The sequence below is a fragment of the Lelliottia sp. RD5 genome, assembly GCF_056032945.1.
This window is the reverse complement of sequence record NZ_JBVYHQ010000003.1, coordinates 541,669-556,589: the sequence shown is the minus strand read 5'-3', so window position 1 is coordinate 556,589 and position 14,921 is coordinate 541,669. Positions and strand designations below refer to the sequence as shown.

Genomic DNA, 14,921 nt, shown 5'->3' with positions numbered 1-14,921 from the left:
TTTGATACCCCTCGCGACGCAATGCCTTAGCGCCTGTCAGTTTTGACAGGGCCGATGTGACTGAGCATTTTGGGATTTTGGTGTCGCGGAGGATGTCTGTCATATAACTGCCGGGGTGTTCTGTGATGTACTGGATTATCGCGGGTATCTGTCCGTTGCTTTTCATGGGGATGGTCTCCCGTAAAATGACAGAACCCTCTTCATCGTCGCGCTGTTGCGGCATTCCTGGCAGATTCCGTTCGCCTCGGTGCGCACTACCAGGTATGTGTTAAGCGTCACGGAATCAGGCAGTGAAGTTGGTGCAAGCCGCATCCCGTAATCCGTCAGCCTGTAAGTGCGCTTGCCGTAAATTCCCGCTCGCGAGATAAGCCCATCAGCCAGCAGTGTCGTGATGGTGCTGGAGAGTCGCTTAGTTGTCATGTTCAGGATGGCTGCTATCTTGTCCGAACGGCTGTCAGGGTAGAGTCGGAGTGCTGCGAGCGCCCTTTCGCGAGTTGTCATAGCCATATCACACCATCCCGTTTGATTTGTTCCGGTTGTACTTGGCAAGCAAAAGCTCCGCTGGGGTTGGACCGCGATCAGCCTTTGGTGCGGATATTGCCCGACGAACCGGCGGCACTGGCTTTCCTTCCGTGACGCGCTTATCCCACATATCCAGCAATACGCCAGCCTCACGAGTAAGCTCACTGTGTGTTAACTGTCGCTCATTGCTTCGATAGCGAAGCTCTGTGCAGATGTGGTACATGACCGGCTGAGACCATGGGAATTGCTCACTTGAAGAAAACTCAAACGACCGGTTACGCCAATCCCAGTATTCAGCGATCACCTGATCAACCGTGATACCAAGCGCCCCGCCGCTCTGCTTGCACCATGCGACGAACTGTCCAGGTGATGGCAGGAACGGTCGCACCTGCTTGCGAGCCACCCTCATACCAGCATCAACCTGCGCCATGCTGGTTATTCCGTTTTCCATGAAAGCCAGCACCCACTGTCGGCGGATTTCATCCATCTCGGACTGCTCACGATTTGCCGTGGCCGCAGGGAACGCAGCAAGTAGCTGCCCGAAAACGTCGTTAATTACCAGCGCCACTTGTTCAAGTTGGGGCTTCTCTTCGTAGAAGTCAGGGAGGTTATTGGCTACGCGCCGAAACTGCTCTCGGTCGTGATTCATCAGCTGCTCGGAAAGGCTTTTCATAGTTTCACCCCACGTATCCAGTCAGTGTTATTTATGTCGATTTTTGGCTTGCCAGAACTGGCGGCCGCTGGTTGCTTGTTGCGCTTAATTTCAAGCTGGGTCCACTTTTCACGAAGCTTTGCAGGGCAGAGAACATTCCCCTGCCAGAAGCTGTCATTGCATGCCCACTTAAACAGCGCCGCGATCTCCTTGTGGCTGCGACTGTCCTTCTCCCGCATCAGGCGAATGTCATTGGCCCATGTAGCCCATGTCGGTTGCTTTGCAGATGGGGCGATGCGCTGGACTTCACTGAAAAGCCATTCTGCACAGCGGAGGTCTTCTGAGGTTCCCCACTTGCCGCCGCTTTGAATCGCTGCATCAGGTTTAACCAGAGGAGATTTTTTAACGGGCTTGTCAGAGGATTCGTCAGAATTCTCGGACGTAAAGGTTTTATTGTTTTTAGTATTGTTAGTTAATGTCTTGTTCTGTTCATCGGGTGGTCTATCGGATGGTTCATCGGCTACCAGCCTCAACCCCGCGCCATTACTGACTCGCGCTTTGTCGGATGGTTCATCGGATGGTTCATCGGGTAAAATCACCTGATATGAGGCGTAATTTGTGATGGTTATCACAGTTCCAAACCGGTTCCCTTCGGTGCTGATCATCCCCTCTTTGACGAAGAAATTGAGCATTCTTGTCACGGCCTGAGGACTCTTTTCCTTGCCATCCTGATCGCGTAGTTTTCTTGCCAGAATCGCCGCCGTCGTAACGAGCTGCCCAGTTGATAGCTCCCACTGCCTTGCAGCAAATTCAACGGTTCTGACGCGGTATGACGCCTCTCCGAGCAATCGAACCCAGAGAGCCATCTTCGCGGTATCTTTAGCCCAATCGGTTTGGAGGAGGCTTCTGAACAGAGAGAAATGACCGAACTTTTTATTCTCCATTCTGTTGCTCCAAGATTCTCCCGACTTAGGAGCCGGGAAGTTGAATACTCTGGCGACATTTGCCATAATTACCTCGTTACTTGGCGTAACACAGTGTTCGAAGGGCCTTTGAAGTTACCGCTTCAAGGGCTTTTTCTTTTTTAACTTCCATTTCTTACCTAATACGATTTTGCTAATCGTCGTCTGACAAACACCGTATTTTTTCCCGAGCGCTGTACCGCCAAATTTCTTATCTCTAGGAATGTATGAAGCTAAGATTTCATCGACCTGCTCTACCGTTAATTTCGCATGCCCGTTGCATTCTCCGCTTGCTGATCTACCACGCGCGACACGATCCATGACGTTATCCATGGGTGTACCCGTTTCGAGATGAGTAGGATTAATACAGCCAGGGTTGTCGCATTTATGCCGAATAACTAACCCTTCAATTTCTTTGAGTGTTAAGCCATTGGCCACGCAATACGCAAACCGATGGGCGCTAACCACTTCGCCTTTAACTTTTATCTTCCCGTAGCCTTTATTGTTAACTATGCCTGTCCATACCAAACAATCGCTCCGATCAGCCTGTGTAATTATTTCCAGCATCACGCCTCCATACAACGTTCGTCTTTTGTCTTTTCATTTGTGAGGATTTCAGCAACCTGCTTAGCAAGTCTCGCCATGTCGTCATCAACGACTCCCCATTCCAGTACCGCTAAGAGCATCGCCAGCTTAGGCAGCATGCTTTCCTTCCAGCGGGTAATTCCTGACTTGTCCATGCCAAGCGCTTTAGCGACGTTGGTCGAACCGCGCAATGCAATCTGATTCAGGATCCAGGACTCAATTTTTCGAGCCTGGTCTTTGTTTCGTGAGGTTGTGCGTTCCATTTGTGATAATTCCTTTGTTGAAATAGTTAAAAGGCCATGCGCATACACGCAGAGCCATAAAGACTTGTTGTTTTGAATCGCCCTTTTTCAGGGCTGAGATGTGATAAGAGCAGGTGTTACTTAAGCGGCGTGGTGTTCTGGTGGGAACACGTCATCTAACTGGACGTTAGCGCCGAAGGCATTTAGTGCCTCTACCAGCTTGCGGCAGGTTTTCAAATCAGGCTGTCTGCGTCCTGATTCGTAATGACCAATCGCACCCTGAGTGCAGCCGACCTTCTCTGCTAAAGCTGTTTGGGACACCTTCGCGGCTTCCCTATTCATCCGAAGATTGCTCATCGGTTATCTCCTGGGTGAGTACGTAAATCAATAATACAAACCGTACTGAATAAATGCAAGAGGATTAATACATTTTGTGTGTTGTCACTGTTAATACAACTCGTAATAATCGGGGGATGAAGACACCGTGGAATGAACTGGCGAAAGCCAGGATGAAACAATTAGGCATCACCCAGGACAAGCTGGCGGAATCCCTTGGCAAAACTCAGGGGGCGATAGGCCATTGGCTTAACGGTCGCCGAGAGCCAAGCATTGACGATATCGCAGCAGTAATGAAGCAACTGGGCCTCAAAGAATTAGTCCTAACGTCTGACGGCATGGTTGACTACCCTGGCGGTGAGATGGGAAACGTATCTAACCCGCGATCCAATGCCGAGGCTAAAAGCTTCCCTCTTATTAGCTGGGTAAGCGCCGGTAACTGGTGCGAAGCAATAGAGCCATATCGCCTTGAGGAAATCGAGGTATGGCCTGAGACGACCGCTAACGCCAGCGATCGCTCGTTCTGGCTAACGGTGCGCGGGGATTCAATGACCTCGCCTACAGGCCTGAGTATTCCAGAGGGAATGCAGATTCTTGTCGACCCGGATGTAGAAGCGACCAATGGGCGACTGGTGATCGCAAAGCTCGACACCGAGAATGAGGCAACATTTAAAAAGTACGTCGTTGACGCCGGTCAGCGCTACCTGAAGCCCCTGAACCCCAGCTACCACATGATTCCCGTCAATGGTAACTGCCGCATAATCGGCGTAGTCATAGAAGCTAAATGGCAAGGCCTGTAAAAACCACCCCGCCCCACTAACCCGCTCCGGCGGGTTTTTTATTACCCAATCAAAATACTTTTCATTAAAAATCATACCCTTCGTATTTTTACGATAATTTTAAGTACATTTTGTATTGACGTTATTTAGTACATTTTGTATTGTTAACCCATCAGCAGGACGCACTACTCACCAGGACGGTGAAGCTCTTAAAAATCTGGCCCTGAAGAAGGGCAGCATTCAAAGCAGAAAGCTTTGGGGTGTGGTGAAGCTTAACGGCGAGCTAGGGAATAGCTTTGTGGCGAAAGTTCGCGAGAAGTAACCACAAGGCGCGCGTAACCCAATCGGCAGCGCACCGATGGAAGCTGGTTCGACTCCAGCCACCACACCACCAAAGCTAACTGACAGGAGATCCACAATGGATGCACAAGCACGCCGCCGCGAACGCCGCGCAGAGAAACAGGCTGAATGGAAAAATGCTAATCCCCTGTTAGTTGGGGTAAGCGCTAAGCCAGACACCCGCAAGATTCTCTCGCTTACTCGCAAGCCGAAATCACGCGTAGAAAGCGCTGTGAACCCGATTGATTTATCAGGGCTGGCTGAGTATCGGCAGGATATGGAAAGACGCGCAGAAGTTGTTGAGCGCAAGAATCACCGCACCTGGTACAAAGACAGCAACCCATTCGGCAACAAGATTCACGCGGTACAGAAATCACGCGGTAAATCGACACCGCTGATTTGAGTTTGCAACAGCAAAGATTCGGTTACGGCACGTTAATTAACTTATGAGGTGAGGCAATGGGATTTAAGTACGAAGTTGAGTTACAGCCAAGTGAAGAGCAAATTTCCGCAGGCGTTAAGCAGTTGCTAGAGGAATTCCCCGATATAGCCCATCAGGTCGATGATAACTCTGAGATTGAAGATGCGGTGGTTTTCATCTGGCAAGCAATGCTGGCTGCCAAATAGGCGGCCTTTTTATTAGCTCACGAGACAAGAGGGTAAGGCGATGGAAGTACAAATAAAGGATTTGCATGTTGGGCAGGTGTTTTATGCCGTTACGGTGAATTGCGAATACCCTACTATCAGCAAGCTGACCGCTGACAAAGTTACCGCCAAGCAGGTAATTGGGAAATCAGTTATTCGCCACTGGTCAGGAAAGCAAACACTCCGCTCTACCTCACGATTCTTTACAGATTTTCAAAGCGCTCAAGAAGTTTGGGTCACATCGAAACTTGATGTTGATGTGCGCAATGCAGAAGAGAGGCTAAAGCGATGCCGAGAGCATAGAGATGCTTATCTGCAAAAGACTGATGTGTAACCCGCTCCGGCGGGTTTTTTATTGCTGATACCAAAGCATCTTCACGAGGGTGCTCCGTTATCAGGGCGGCTATCCACCGCTTAAATGTCTGCATATGCAGAGGTATTTCAAGTTCAGCGGCGCGGCTTAAGCGCATCACAAGGAAATCACATGACTCAGAAAACTATCGTTGCCTATAAAGGTTTTAACGCGGATATGACCTGTCGCGGATTCCAGTTTGAGATTGGCAAGACCTTCGAGCACGAAGGCAAAGTTAAAGCCTGTTCTTCTGGTTTCCACAGCTGCGAAAACCCGATCGACGTCTTTGGTTATTATGCTCCAGGGGTAAGCCGCTACTGCGAAGTTGAATTAGGCGGTGATGTTTCACGTCATTCAGATGACAGTAAAATTGCGAGCGCAACAATCACCATCAAGGCAGAAATTTCCATGCCGGAATTTGTGCAGCGTTGTATCGATTGGGTTTGGAGCAAAGTTGATAAATCACTTGAGCAGCAGATCATGCCCGGCGACCGCTCAGCGGCCAGCAACACCGGCTACCAATCAGCGGCCAGCAACACCGGCGACTACTCAGCGGCCAGCAACACCGGCGACCGCTCAGCGGCCAGCAACACCGGCTACCAATCAGCGGCCAGCAACACCGGCGACCGCTCAGCGGCCAGCAACACCGGCAACCGCTCAGCGGCCAGCAACACCGGCTACCAATCAGCGGCCAGCAACACCGGCGACTACTCAGCGGCCAGCAACACCGGCGACCGCTCAGCGGCCAGCAACACCGGCGACCGCTCAGCGGCCAGCAACACCGGCTACCAATCAGCGGCCAGCAACACCGGCTACCAATCAGCGGCCAGCAACACCGGCAACCGCTCAGCGGCCAGCAACACCGGCTACCAATCAGCGGCCAGCAACACCGGCGACTACTCAGCGGCCAGCAACACCGGCTACCAATCAGCGGCCAGCAACACCGGCGACCGCTCAGCGGCCAGCAACACCGGCAACCGCTCAGCGGCCAGCAACACCGGCGACCGCTCAGCGGCCAGCAACACCGGCGACCGCTCAGCGGCAGAAGTATCTGGATCGCATTCGGTAGCTGCTGCATTTGGCATCGAGAGTAAAGCTCGTGCTGGGGAAAGTGGCGCGATAGTCCTGTGCTTCCGCAACGATGAAGGTGAGTTGATCCACATCCGCGCCAGCAAGGTCGGAGACAACAGCATTAAGGCGGGAATTTGGTATCAACTGGATGAAAACGGCGAATTCGTGGAGGCATCATGACAGTCACCCACAACAACAAGCAGTACACAGTGACAAAGCTTGCAAACGGTCATACATGGCAACTGGTAGAGGTCGGTAACGTTCGCCACAAGCTGGTAATGAACCGTGACCAGATGATTAAGAATGGCTTCGGTCACATCGTTAATCAGGTCATCGTCGATTCGCACAAGCTCCGCGCATCACTGAGCAAGAAAGCCATTGCTCGCTATCTGGAAGACTCGGTGATGCTGCAACAGGCAATTGAGGATCAGCGTAAAGCGCTTGGAGTCAGGGTAAATCGTAACTCGTTTGAAGTGAGGGTGTGATGGAAGTTAAAACCCCAGCAAACCCAAGCAGGAAAGCAACAGCCAGAGTTAAGAATCCATTGCCAGTCCCTTGCTCATGCAGATTTTGCAGTGGGCACGTGCGAGTCGGGACACATGAAGAAGTTTACGGGCGGGATTATGGCGATTGGCCTTACGTCTACCTCTGCGAATCTTGCCGTGCTTACGTTGGCATGCATCCATTCACATCAATTCCGCTCGGGACATTGGCAGACCAGAGAACGCGTGACGCAAGGAAGAAATGCAAGCCAACTTTTGAGCGCCTGTGGAAATCAGGGCGGATGACACGCAGTGAGGCATATGAATGGCTGGCTGGGAAACTCGGAATTCCAGTTGGTCAATGTCACTTCGGGTGGTTCACTCCAGAGCAATGCGAAGAAGCAGAACGTATCTGCAATCAGTAACCCCCTCCCCCACTTTCATCACTCCCTGTCCGGCTATCGCAGACGGGAAGCGCACAACCAAATTTCAGGAGAACCCATGAGCGAAGCAACGGATTTAGTCGTCATTGAGAAGTCGAACGCAATGGCAGTGTTCACAACCAAGGAGCAACTTGACCCGATTATTGAGGCGATCGAGAAGGAAGCTCGCAGCCTGGTACCGGATGTATCAACCAAAAAAGGACGCGACGCCATCGCTTCAATGGCGCACAAGGTGGCCCGTTCGAAAACGTATATCGACAATGCCGGTAAAGGCCTTGTCGCGGAGCTTAAAGCCCTGCCAAAACAGATTGACGAGAGCCGCCGACTGGTTCGTGAGCGCCTCGACCTGCTGAAAGATGAAGTGCGCCGGCCGTTGACTGAATGGGAAACGGAGCAGGAACGCATCGCGGCAGAGAAAGCGGCTGAAGAAGAGCGTCTGCGCATTGAAGCTGAAGAAAAGGCATCGCTTGAAGCGCTAAAGAAGCAGTTTGAAGCCGATCACGAAATGGCGCTACTGATGAATGACGCTTTCGATCGTGAACTGGCAGAGAAGAAAGCCGAAGCGGAGCGCCAGCGCATTGCTCACGAGGCTGAATTAAAACGGCAGGCAGCAGAACAGGCTAAGCGTGAAGCGGAAGAGAAAGCAGCAGCAGAACTAGCGGCAGCACAAAAGCGTGAAGCCGATGCTATCGCCGCTAAAGCACAGGCTGAATTGTTGGCTAAGCAAGCACAGGAGCGTGCTGAGCGTGAAGCTAAAGAAGCACAGGAACGCACAGCAAAACTGGCTCAGGAAGCGCGTGAACAGGCTGAGCGCGAGAAGCAGGAAGCCATCGCAGCTGAGCAACGCAAGGCGCAGGAAGCCGCCGACAAAGTGCGTCGTGAAGCAGAGGCAAAGGAAGCAGCCAGGCTGGCAGAAGAGAAGCGTGTCGCTGATGAAGCTGCTAAACGAGCCGCCAACGTCGCTCACCAGAAGCGCATCAATAACGAAGCAAAGGATGATTTTGTTAAAGGCGGAATTCCTGAAGAGTTTGCTCGCAAGGCTGTAGAACTCTTGGCTAAGCGTCAGGTTCGTAACGGCTCAATCAACTACTGAGGTTGCCCATGAACATCACATGCGAGTGCGTGGATATGCGCACATCTGTAAGCCCTCACAACAACATCAGAATTGAACTGGAGGGCGTCTTGCTGACAGGCGAGATTGATACCAAAGAGGTCCTCAAGCAACTGGATTGGGGCGTGGTATTTGAGTGCCTGGCTGAGCATGGTTACACGGTTACAAAGCAGGAGTACGTAGCATGAGCGCCGCTGAAAGATGGGATGAAGATGCATTCGTGCGGCTGATGAGTGACGTGATCGCCGCAGAAGCAGGTGACGACGAACCGGTTAACCTGGCTGCTGAGAGGCAGAATCCAGTGATTAGCTGGTCTGAATTTGCAGGAGATTTCACATGAATCTGGACCTGTTAGACGAGCCATTCGCCACCGACGATATCGAGTGGCGCATACAGCAAGCAGGGAAAGCGAGCAAAGGCATTTGGGCCAAGGTGCTGGCATATGTCACCAACCGGGCAATTATGAAGCGACTTGACGAAGTATGCGGTAAGTCTGGATGGCGCAACGAATATCGCGACATCCCGAATAACGGCGGTGTTGAGTGCGGCATATCTATCAAAGTTGGTGATGAGTGGATCACTAAGTGGGATGCCGCTGAAAACACTCAGGTGGAGGCTGTTAAGGGTGGTAGATCCGGCGCGATGAAGCGAGCCGCTGTCCAGTGGGGTATCGGTCGGTACCTCTACAATCTGGAAGAGGGTTTCGCCGTAATCTCTACTGAACGCGCTGATGGATTCCATTACGCTAAGTCGAAAGATGCTGGCGTATTTTACTGGAAGCCGCCTTCCCTCCCAGCCTGGGCATTGCCCGACGGAACAGTGATAAAAGCAGAAGAACAAACACCAAAAGCAACACCACCTGAAGGCGTAGATGCAGACAAGATTCTCTCCGACTTCTCTCAGTACGCAAGCACCGAAAATAACAGTAAGAAGCTTCAGGAGCGATACGCCGCGACGTGGTCAAGCCTGAATGGCTTTGCCGATCACCAGGCGAAATGCAAAGACGTTACTGGCATCCGAATTAGAGAACTTAAACAGGCGGCATAAATGGCAATTAACACGATCACAGTTTCGGGGAATGTTGGTAAAGACGCGGTTCTCCGCGTCACGCCTAACGGCAAGCACATCGCATCATTTTCTCTGCCAGCGAAGTCAGGGTTTGGTGATAACGAAAAAACATCCTGGCTGAACTGCAAGATGTTTGGCGCGATGGCAGAAAAGCTTTCTGTAGCGGTTGTTAAGGGCGCAAAGGTTACGGTATCCGGTGAGTTCGTTTTAGAGGAATGGACAAAACAGGACGGCTCGACGGTGCAGACACCAACCGTTTTGGTGCGGGATATCGACCTTCCTCCACGCGGGACTCCCGGCAATGACAAGCCGCGTCAGCAGCAGTCATCTGAGCAACCACGGCAACAGCAGCGACCAGCACCGCAACCACAAAACGAGCCGCCAATGGATTTCGACGACGATATACCCTTTTGATCCCCAGCCGGATAAGGATGTAGTCATGTGCAAATTCACTCCCGCATACCGTGCAAAACTTCTTAGACCAGTAGCCAACTGGCGGCTATCACCTCAAGAGCGGGCTGACAGAATTGAGCTTTCTCAAATAATCAGAGCTGAGCGACAAAGCCATATCGATGCTCAGCCTAAGACAGAGTACACAGCCGCTGACCCATACCTGAATGATAACCGGAAGAGATACGGCTCCGGGAGAAACGACTGATGGGTAGAGGATTCGTGTCAATAAGGTCACGCGTTGCGAGATTGCGCAAGCTCGAATTGAATATGAGGAAGGCAGCATGACCGATTATACCGGAAGTAACACGCCAGCAGATCAGCGTGATTTGTGGCGCACACCACCTGCCCTGTTCGCTGCTCTGGATGCGGAGTTCTGCTTTCAACTGGATGCGGCCGCCGCGCCTCATAACGCACTGTGTAGGAAGTTCATCACGGAAGAACAGAACACACTGCAAACACCTTGGGCTGATCACCTGACTATGCCTGGTTATTGCTGGCTTAATCCTCCCTATTCCGACATCACGCCATTCGTTAAGAAAGCGGCAGCGGAGAGCCTGAATCAGATCGGCACTGTGATGCTGGTTCCTGCTGACACCTCAGTTGGTTGGTTCAAAGAGGCAATGGCGACCGCCAGCGAGGTTCGCTTCATCACTGCTGGTCGACTGGCATTCATCAACCCGGTCACCGGCAAGCCAGTCTCAGGGAACAACAAAGGGTCGATGTTAATCATCTGGCGTCCCTATCCCCGCACTCACTGTGAATTCACGACGATCGACCGTGACGAGTTGATGTCATTCGGCAATAAACGACTTGCACGACGGGAGGCTGCATGACTCCAGAGCAGGAAAACGCATTACGAGCCACTGCCCGGCGCTGTAACGATGAGCTAAAGGCGGCAATGGCTCAGAAGCCTAAGCCAAAGTTTGACGCTGTCAGCAGGCCGCTTCTGGCTAAACACTTCGAGAAGATTAAGGGACTTGGTGTCCCTTTTCTTTTGTTCGTCTACACGATTGGCCGGATTAACGGGCAGTTTCGGGAGCATTGAAAATGTGTGACATCATCGATAACGCATCGGCACTTGAAGACTTGCAGAGAGAAGCAGCACTGAGCATGCACAGAATCAACCGCAACGCAGTATCGGCAACGCACTGTGTCGATTGCGATGACGCGATACCTGACTTACGGCGCGTGAATGTTCCGGGATGTAAGCGATGCGCGTCGTGCCAGGCTGACGAAGAATTGCGCATAAAGAGTGGGAGGTGACAGATGGTAATCTGGTCGCTTTTTGACGGCTCAGGAATTATGGGTCTCCCATGGGCAGAAGCGGGGCACGACGTTTACTGCTTCAATGCTGACGAGGGAAACCACGGGGAATATTACATCAAGATGCAGCACAACAACCTGCATTATGTGAATTGCTGGATAAGTGATAATTTTCCATACAAACCAGAGCTTACCGGAATACCAAAACCGCAGATGATTTTCGCCTTCCCTGATTGCACAGATTTAGCTGTGTCAGGAGCAAAGCATGATGGGCATACATCACTGGATTCAGTGCGGCACGCGCAGATGGTTAAGGAAATGGCCGAGGAGTTCGGCGCGGCGTGGATGGTAGAGAACCCGGTTGGTAAAATGTCGACCCACTGGCGCAAGCCTGATTATTACTTTAACCCACACGAATACGGGGCATATCTGCATATAGGCGAGGGGTCCTATCACCCAAAAATGCCTGCGTGTGATGGCTACACAAAGAAAACGTGCATTTGGGCTGGAGGTGGGTTCGTCATGCCAAAGAAACGCCCAGGTCCGATAAACATCGGTTGTTTTTGGGGCTGGAAATCATTAGGCGGCAACTCTACTAAAACCAAGCAACTCCGATCTCTCACCCCTCGCGGATTTGCTAGGGCAGTTTTTGACGCTAATCATCACCATCTGGAGTCAGCCAATGTTCCAGTTAATCCGCCGAGGACAGATTTACTCTGATTCCTCAGGGTGGCCGATAATTATTCATTCCACCACATCACAAATAGTCCGCTACTGGCGACAGGGACGGATTAACACCGCTTCAATCGACCGATTCAATCAAGATTTTCAATATCTCGACTTTCACGAGTCGAGGCGTATACGCGCCGAACTTGAAGATAGCGAGAACATTAAACACCTCCGCGCTATGCGGGCATGAGGAGAGATTATGGATAAGGTTACTTTCGTATTTGAATATGAAGACGGCAAGGGGCCGGCAGTAAATGCTGGTATGGAATATATGGGAGGCAAGGTTGTAGCCGTAGCTTTCAGAGATGCTCTCGAAGAGCCTGAGGTATGTGATGAGAGTGTGCCTGACCTTGGTTATCTGGAGAAAATCCGGAACCAACTATGACGCAATTGATAGCCGGTTCTGACGAGCTGGCTATTGGGTGCGAAAGCCAGTTATCCCTTGATGTTATTGCTCACTCCGGTGGGCGTTTTTTTGGGAGTAAATCATGCAAATGAATCCAATCATCATGTTCATCGCGTTCTTTACCGCGATGGGTGGTCTCATATCGCTTTTACACGAACCGGAGGGATTGAGATGGCTGCTTTTAATGTGGGCGCAATAGTGAAGCACAAGAGCGGCGACATAAAAGGTGTTGTCGATAGCGTGACCGAGCAGGACAGTCGGCCTACCTGGTATCGCGTCCAGTGGGATTCGGGTGACTTCTCATCGCACGCTGAACACGAACTACGGGCTGCCACTGTGGACGGTCCGCAACTGTATAAGAAACTGGCGTAAGGAGAAGGCTATGAGCGAAATGACCTTAATTGTGCCCAACGAATGGGTGACCCAAGAGAAGCTTGTCGAGATCACCGGCTTACGGCCGGGCACTATCGAGGCGGCGCGCAAGAAATCATGGATGGTTGGCCGCGAATATCTTCATGTCGCACCTGACGGAAACCCCAAAGAAAACAGCGAGTGCATGTACAACAGAAAAGCTGTCGATCAGTGGGTTGAGAGCATGTCAAAGAAACAGCCGGGTGCGCGCCAATGAAGAACCGTTTATGCTTATCCGGCTCTTGGGCGTCAGGAGGGAGTAATGGCTAAGTCAGCATACCCAACAGGCGTAGAGAATCATGGCGGAAATCTTCGCATATGGTTCATTTATAAAGGGGCCAGGGTTAGGGAAAACCTTGGCGTGCCGGACACACCAAAAAACAGGAAAATGGCTGGAGAGCTTCGCGCCGCAGTTTGTTTTGCGATTAAGACAGGCAGTTTCAACTACCCTGCTCAGTTCCCCGACTCCACCAACCTGAAGAAATTCGGCGTAGAGAGTAAGGAAATAACAGTCATTGAGCTTGGCAGGAAATGGCTTGAGTTAAAACGAATGGAGATCAGCACTAATGCAATGGGTCGCTATACATCCATTGTCAGAAACATGGTGCCGAGAATTGGCGGGGACAGGTTTGCTTCATCTGTAACTAATGAAGACCTGCTTTTCATCAGGAAGGATTTACTGACTGGGTATCAGATTTTGAAGGTTGGGCACCGGACGCCGGTGAAAGGCAGATCCGTTCCCACCGTGAACAATTACATGAACATCATGGCAGGCATGTTCCAGTTCGCGGCAGACAGTGGGTATATAAAGTCCAATCCGTTCTCTGGCATTTCAGCGCTGAAGAAGTCAAAGGTTGACCCTGACCCATTAACCCGTGACGAGTTCATGAGGCTGATAGATGGTTGCCACCATCAGCAGCAGAAAAACATGTGGTCTCTGGCCGTGTATACGGGAGTCCGGCATGGCGAGCTTGTTTCGCTAGCGTGGGAAGATATAGACCTGAAGGCCGGAACGATGATGATCCGCCGCAACCACACTTTAACGAAGGAGTTCACCCTTCCAAAAACTGAGGCCGGCACTAACAGGATTATCAATCTTATCCAGCCAGCGATTGACGTATTGCGAAACCAGGCGGAAATGACAAGGCTCGGTAAGCAATATGAGGTTGAGGTAAAGCTCAGGGAGTTTGGCAGAACTGAAATGCATCCATGCACTTTCGTGTTCAACCCACAAATAGCGACACGTAATAGCCTGGCAGGGCATCATTACGCAGTGGGGTCGATAAACCAAAGTTGGGAAACGGCAATGCGGCGCGCCGGGATTCGTTACCGCAAAGCATATCAGTCCAGGCATACTTACGCATGCTGGTCATTAACAGCTGGTGCAAACCCTAACTTCATCGCGAAGCAGATGGGTCACTCAGATGCTCAGATGGTTTACCGCGTTTACGGATCATGGATGGCCGAAAACAATCAGGACCAGGTGATCATACTGAACCAGAAATTATCAGAGTTTGCCCCACCCATGCCCCACGCAGTAGGATCGTCTTACGGGAAGTGATGTTTATCAGTAGGTTATCTCACCTACACCTGCATCGACATCATTTCTTGATACGCCGTGACCAGCTTATTGCGTACCTGAATGCCCATCTGTAAAGAGACAGACGATTTCTGCAAATCGGTCATAACATCGTTCAACGCCACGCCAGGTTCGCCGAGAGTGAACTTCTCCGCCTGCGTACGCGCAGCGTTTTGCGTATCGCTGATACGATCGAGAGCAGCGTGCAGTTGTCCTGCAAAGCTGATTTCCGGCTGTGTGTCCGCCACGCTCGTATTACGGGCCGTCATCGCCGTTGCCTGCAACTGACTGATCACCCCTTCAATGCCCTGTATTGCCATGACTCTCCCCTGGATGGTTTTTTATCAGCGGCAAGACTAGCACCTTGTCAATGAGATAATGCCGCTAAATAGCGTTAAAAAAACGGGTTATTTGACGCATAGAAAATCTCAATTCATCAAATAATGGCGGGGCCATAAATATGGGCCTTTTGTCGTGTTTGCCGACCCGGG

General features: G+C 51.4%; 25 protein-coding genes. 19 read left to right on the top strand and 6 right to left on the bottom strand.

Translation table 11 applies throughout. The features are described 5' to 3' along the window. Positions 1-508: 508 nt before the first annotated feature. The 5 genes from AC0LWE_RS13600 to AC0LWE_RS13580 all read right to left on the bottom strand — a co-directional run bounded on the left by AC0LWE_RS13600 (position 509) and on the right by AC0LWE_RS13580 (position 3,320). Complete coding sequence (locus tag AC0LWE_RS13600) at positions 509-1,195, bottom strand: replication protein P (protein WP_474265600.1); 687 nt, start codon at positions 1,193-1,195, stop codon at positions 509-511. Beyond that, entirely contained in the window at positions 1,192-2,184 is a 993-nt protein-coding gene (locus tag AC0LWE_RS13595) for a replication protein (RefSeq protein WP_474265598.1), read from the bottom strand. Before AC0LWE_RS13595 ends, AC0LWE_RS13600 begins: the two co-directional genes overlap by 4 nt. Positions 2,185-2,232: 48 nt before the next feature. Continuing rightward, positions 2,233-2,703 (bottom strand): HNH endonuclease, encoded by a 471-nt coding sequence (locus tag AC0LWE_RS13590; protein WP_474265596.1) that lies wholly within the window; start codon positions 2,701-2,703, stop codon positions 2,233-2,235. Further along, a complete protein-coding gene (locus AC0LWE_RS13585) occupies positions 2,703-2,984 on the bottom strand; it encodes a CII family transcriptional regulator (RefSeq protein WP_474265594.1) in 282 nt (93 codons plus the stop codon). Before AC0LWE_RS13585 ends, AC0LWE_RS13590 begins: the two co-directional genes overlap by 1 nt. 120 nt (positions 2,985-3,104) lie before the next feature. Next, the gene (locus tag AC0LWE_RS13580) at positions 3,105-3,320 is read right to left on the bottom strand and encodes a helix-turn-helix transcriptional regulator (RefSeq protein ID WP_047416742.1); all 216 of its coding nucleotides are present in this window, start codon (positions 3,318-3,320) and stop codon (positions 3,105-3,107) included. 116 nt (positions 3,321-3,436) lie between these two features. Here AC0LWE_RS13580 and AC0LWE_RS13575 point away from each other — a divergent pair, with 116 nt between their 5' ends. The 19 genes from AC0LWE_RS13575 to AC0LWE_RS13485 all read left to right on the top strand — a co-directional run bounded on the left by AC0LWE_RS13575 (position 3,437) and on the right by AC0LWE_RS13485 (position 14,412). Then, positions 3,437-4,099, top strand: coding sequence for a LexA family protein (locus tag AC0LWE_RS13575; protein WP_219347019.1), 663 nt, complete (start codon positions 3,437-3,439; stop codon positions 4,097-4,099). A 397-nt stretch (positions 4,100-4,496) separates the two neighbouring features. After that, positions 4,497-4,820, top strand: coding sequence for an antitermination protein N (locus AC0LWE_RS13570; RefSeq protein WP_474265591.1), 324 nt, complete (start codon positions 4,497-4,499; stop codon positions 4,818-4,820). Positions 4,821-4,876: 56 nt separating this feature from the next. After that, entirely contained in the window at positions 4,877-5,044 is a 168-nt protein-coding gene (locus AC0LWE_RS13565; RefSeq protein ID WP_474265589.1) for a hypothetical protein, read from the top strand. Positions 5,045-5,084: 40 nt separating this feature from the next. After that, entirely contained in the window at positions 5,085-5,396 is a 312-nt protein-coding gene (locus AC0LWE_RS13560) for a hypothetical protein (RefSeq protein ID WP_474265587.1), read from the top strand. A 150-nt stretch (positions 5,397-5,546) separates the two neighbouring features. Further along, the gene (locus tag AC0LWE_RS13555) at positions 5,547-6,665 is read left to right on the top strand and encodes a DUF7666 domain-containing protein (RefSeq protein ID WP_474265585.1); all 1,119 of its coding nucleotides are present in this window, start codon (positions 5,547-5,549) and stop codon (positions 6,663-6,665) included. Then, entirely contained in the window at positions 6,662-6,970 is a 309-nt protein-coding gene (locus tag AC0LWE_RS13550; protein WP_474265583.1) for a hypothetical protein, read from the top strand. Before AC0LWE_RS13555 ends, AC0LWE_RS13550 begins: the two co-directional genes overlap by 4 nt. Continuing rightward, complete coding sequence (locus AC0LWE_RS13545) at positions 6,970-7,392, top strand: zinc-finger-containing protein (RefSeq protein ID WP_474265581.1); 423 nt, start codon at positions 6,970-6,972, stop codon at positions 7,390-7,392. Before AC0LWE_RS13550 ends, AC0LWE_RS13545 begins: the two co-directional genes overlap by 1 nt. Before the next feature lie 76 nt (positions 7,393-7,468). Next, positions 7,469-8,503: a hypothetical protein gene (locus AC0LWE_RS13540; protein WP_474265579.1), complete on the top strand. Its 1,035-nt coding sequence runs from the start codon at positions 7,469-7,471 to the stop codon at positions 8,501-8,503. Between the two features lie 202 nt (positions 8,504-8,705). Further along, complete coding sequence (locus tag AC0LWE_RS13535) at positions 8,706-8,861, top strand: hypothetical protein (protein WP_474265577.1); 156 nt, start codon at positions 8,706-8,708, stop codon at positions 8,859-8,861. Beyond that, on the top strand, positions 8,858-9,568 hold the full coding sequence (locus AC0LWE_RS13530; protein WP_474265575.1) for a Rad52/Rad22 family DNA repair protein: 711 nt from the start codon (positions 8,858-8,860) through the stop codon (positions 9,566-9,568). Before AC0LWE_RS13535 ends, AC0LWE_RS13530 begins: the two co-directional genes overlap by 4 nt. Continuing rightward, positions 9,569-10,003: a single-stranded DNA-binding protein gene (locus AC0LWE_RS13525; protein WP_474265573.1), complete on the top strand. Its 435-nt coding sequence runs from the start codon at positions 9,569-9,571 to the stop codon at positions 10,001-10,003. Positions 10,004-10,323: 320 nt separating this feature from the next. Next, complete coding sequence (locus tag AC0LWE_RS13520) at positions 10,324-10,875, top strand: phage N-6-adenine-methyltransferase (protein ID WP_474265571.1); 552 nt, start codon at positions 10,324-10,326, stop codon at positions 10,873-10,875. A gap of 214 nt (positions 10,876-11,089) precedes the next feature. Then, complete coding sequence (locus AC0LWE_RS13515; RefSeq protein WP_474265569.1) at positions 11,090-11,305, top strand: TraR/DksA family transcriptional regulator; 216 nt, start codon at positions 11,090-11,092, stop codon at positions 11,303-11,305. Between the two features lie 3 nt (positions 11,306-11,308). Then, positions 11,309-12,025: a DNA cytosine methyltransferase gene (locus tag AC0LWE_RS13510; protein ID WP_474265567.1), complete on the top strand. Its 717-nt coding sequence runs from the start codon at positions 11,309-11,311 to the stop codon at positions 12,023-12,025. Next, positions 11,988-12,224, top strand: coding sequence for a DUF4222 domain-containing protein (locus tag AC0LWE_RS13505; RefSeq protein ID WP_474265565.1), 237 nt, complete (start codon positions 11,988-11,990; stop codon positions 12,222-12,224). The genes AC0LWE_RS13510 and AC0LWE_RS13505 overlap by 38 nt, the downstream gene beginning before the upstream one ends. Before the next feature lie 9 nt (positions 12,225-12,233). Next, complete coding sequence (locus AC0LWE_RS13500; protein ID WP_474265563.1) at positions 12,234-12,419, top strand: hypothetical protein; 186 nt, start codon at positions 12,234-12,236, stop codon at positions 12,417-12,419. Between the two features lie 192 nt (positions 12,420-12,611). Next, positions 12,612-12,812 carry a hypothetical protein gene (locus AC0LWE_RS13495; RefSeq protein WP_474265561.1) on the top strand — a complete coding sequence of 67 codons (201 nt, stop codon included), beginning with the start codon at positions 12,612-12,614 and terminating at the stop codon, positions 12,810-12,812. Positions 12,813-12,822: 10 nt separating this feature from the next. Continuing rightward, a complete protein-coding gene (locus AC0LWE_RS13490) occupies positions 12,823-13,068 on the top strand; it encodes an excisionase family protein (protein ID WP_474265559.1) in 246 nt (81 codons plus the stop codon). A 45-nt stretch (positions 13,069-13,113) separates the two neighbouring features. Further along, positions 13,114-14,412 (top strand): tyrosine-type recombinase/integrase, encoded by a 1,299-nt coding sequence (locus tag AC0LWE_RS13485; RefSeq protein WP_474265557.1) that lies wholly within the window; start codon positions 13,114-13,116, stop codon positions 14,410-14,412. A 23-nt stretch (positions 14,413-14,435) separates the two neighbouring features. On the opposite strand, the gene fliE is transcribed toward AC0LWE_RS13485, so the two are convergent. Continuing rightward, the gene (fliE, locus tag AC0LWE_RS13480) at positions 14,436-14,750 is read right to left on the bottom strand and encodes a flagellar hook-basal body complex protein FliE (RefSeq protein ID WP_015959530.1); all 315 of its coding nucleotides are present in this window, start codon (positions 14,748-14,750) and stop codon (positions 14,436-14,438) included. Between the last annotated feature and the right edge of the window lie 171 nt (positions 14,751-14,921).

Excerpts from the sequence above, each read along its gene's own strand:
- AC0LWE_RS13600 (WP_474265600.1), bottom strand. The coding sequence starts at position 1,195 with ATGAAAAGCCTTTCCGAGCAGCTGATGAATCACGACCGAGAGCAGTTT.
- AC0LWE_RS13595 (WP_474265598.1), bottom strand. The coding sequence starts at position 2,184 with ATGGCAAATGTCGCCAGAGTATTCAACTTCCCGGCTCCTAAGTCGGGA.
- AC0LWE_RS13590 (WP_474265596.1), bottom strand. The coding sequence starts at position 2,703 with ATGCTGGAAATAATTACACAGGCTGATCGGAGCGATTGTTTGGTATGG.
- AC0LWE_RS13585 (WP_474265594.1), bottom strand. The coding sequence starts at position 2,984 with ATGGAACGCACAACCTCACGAAACAAAGACCAGGCTCGAAAAATTGAG.
- AC0LWE_RS13580 (WP_047416742.1), bottom strand. The coding sequence starts at position 3,320 with ATGAGCAATCTTCGGATGAATAGGGAAGCCGCGAAGGTGTCCCAAACA.
- AC0LWE_RS13575 (WP_219347019.1), top strand. The coding sequence starts at position 3,437 with ATGAAGACACCGTGGAATGAACTGGCGAAAGCCAGGATGAAACAATTA.
- AC0LWE_RS13570 (WP_474265591.1), top strand. The coding sequence starts at position 4,497 with ATGGATGCACAAGCACGCCGCCGCGAACGCCGCGCAGAGAAACAGGCT.
- AC0LWE_RS13565 (WP_474265589.1), top strand. The coding sequence starts at position 4,877 with ATGGGATTTAAGTACGAAGTTGAGTTACAGCCAAGTGAAGAGCAAATT.
- AC0LWE_RS13560 (WP_474265587.1), top strand. The coding sequence starts at position 5,085 with ATGGAAGTACAAATAAAGGATTTGCATGTTGGGCAGGTGTTTTATGCC.
- AC0LWE_RS13555 (WP_474265585.1), top strand. The coding sequence starts at position 5,547 with ATGACTCAGAAAACTATCGTTGCCTATAAAGGTTTTAACGCGGATATG.
- AC0LWE_RS13550 (WP_474265583.1), top strand. The coding sequence starts at position 6,662 with ATGACAGTCACCCACAACAACAAGCAGTACACAGTGACAAAGCTTGCA.
- AC0LWE_RS13545 (WP_474265581.1), top strand. The coding sequence starts at position 6,970 with ATGGAAGTTAAAACCCCAGCAAACCCAAGCAGGAAAGCAACAGCCAGA.
- AC0LWE_RS13540 (WP_474265579.1), top strand. The coding sequence starts at position 7,469 with ATGAGCGAAGCAACGGATTTAGTCGTCATTGAGAAGTCGAACGCAATG.
- AC0LWE_RS13535 (WP_474265577.1), top strand. The coding sequence starts at position 8,706 with ATGAGCGCCGCTGAAAGATGGGATGAAGATGCATTCGTGCGGCTGATG.
- AC0LWE_RS13530 (WP_474265575.1), top strand. The coding sequence starts at position 8,858 with ATGAATCTGGACCTGTTAGACGAGCCATTCGCCACCGACGATATCGAG.
- AC0LWE_RS13525 (WP_474265573.1), top strand. The coding sequence starts at position 9,569 with ATGGCAATTAACACGATCACAGTTTCGGGGAATGTTGGTAAAGACGCG.
- AC0LWE_RS13520 (WP_474265571.1), top strand. The coding sequence starts at position 10,324 with ATGACCGATTATACCGGAAGTAACACGCCAGCAGATCAGCGTGATTTG.
- AC0LWE_RS13515 (WP_474265569.1), top strand. The coding sequence starts at position 11,090 with ATGTGTGACATCATCGATAACGCATCGGCACTTGAAGACTTGCAGAGA.
- AC0LWE_RS13510 (WP_474265567.1), top strand. The coding sequence starts at position 11,309 with ATGGTAATCTGGTCGCTTTTTGACGGCTCAGGAATTATGGGTCTCCCA.
- AC0LWE_RS13505 (WP_474265565.1), top strand. The coding sequence starts at position 11,988 with ATGTTCCAGTTAATCCGCCGAGGACAGATTTACTCTGATTCCTCAGGG.
- AC0LWE_RS13500 (WP_474265563.1), top strand. The coding sequence starts at position 12,234 with ATGGATAAGGTTACTTTCGTATTTGAATATGAAGACGGCAAGGGGCCG.
- AC0LWE_RS13495 (WP_474265561.1), top strand. The coding sequence starts at position 12,612 with ATGGCTGCTTTTAATGTGGGCGCAATAGTGAAGCACAAGAGCGGCGAC.
- AC0LWE_RS13490 (WP_474265559.1), top strand. The coding sequence starts at position 12,823 with ATGAGCGAAATGACCTTAATTGTGCCCAACGAATGGGTGACCCAAGAG.
- AC0LWE_RS13485 (WP_474265557.1), top strand. The coding sequence starts at position 13,114 with ATGGCTAAGTCAGCATACCCAACAGGCGTAGAGAATCATGGCGGAAAT.
- fliE (WP_015959530.1), bottom strand. The coding sequence starts at position 14,750 with ATGGCAATACAGGGCATTGAAGGGGTGATCAGTCAGTTGCAGGCAACG.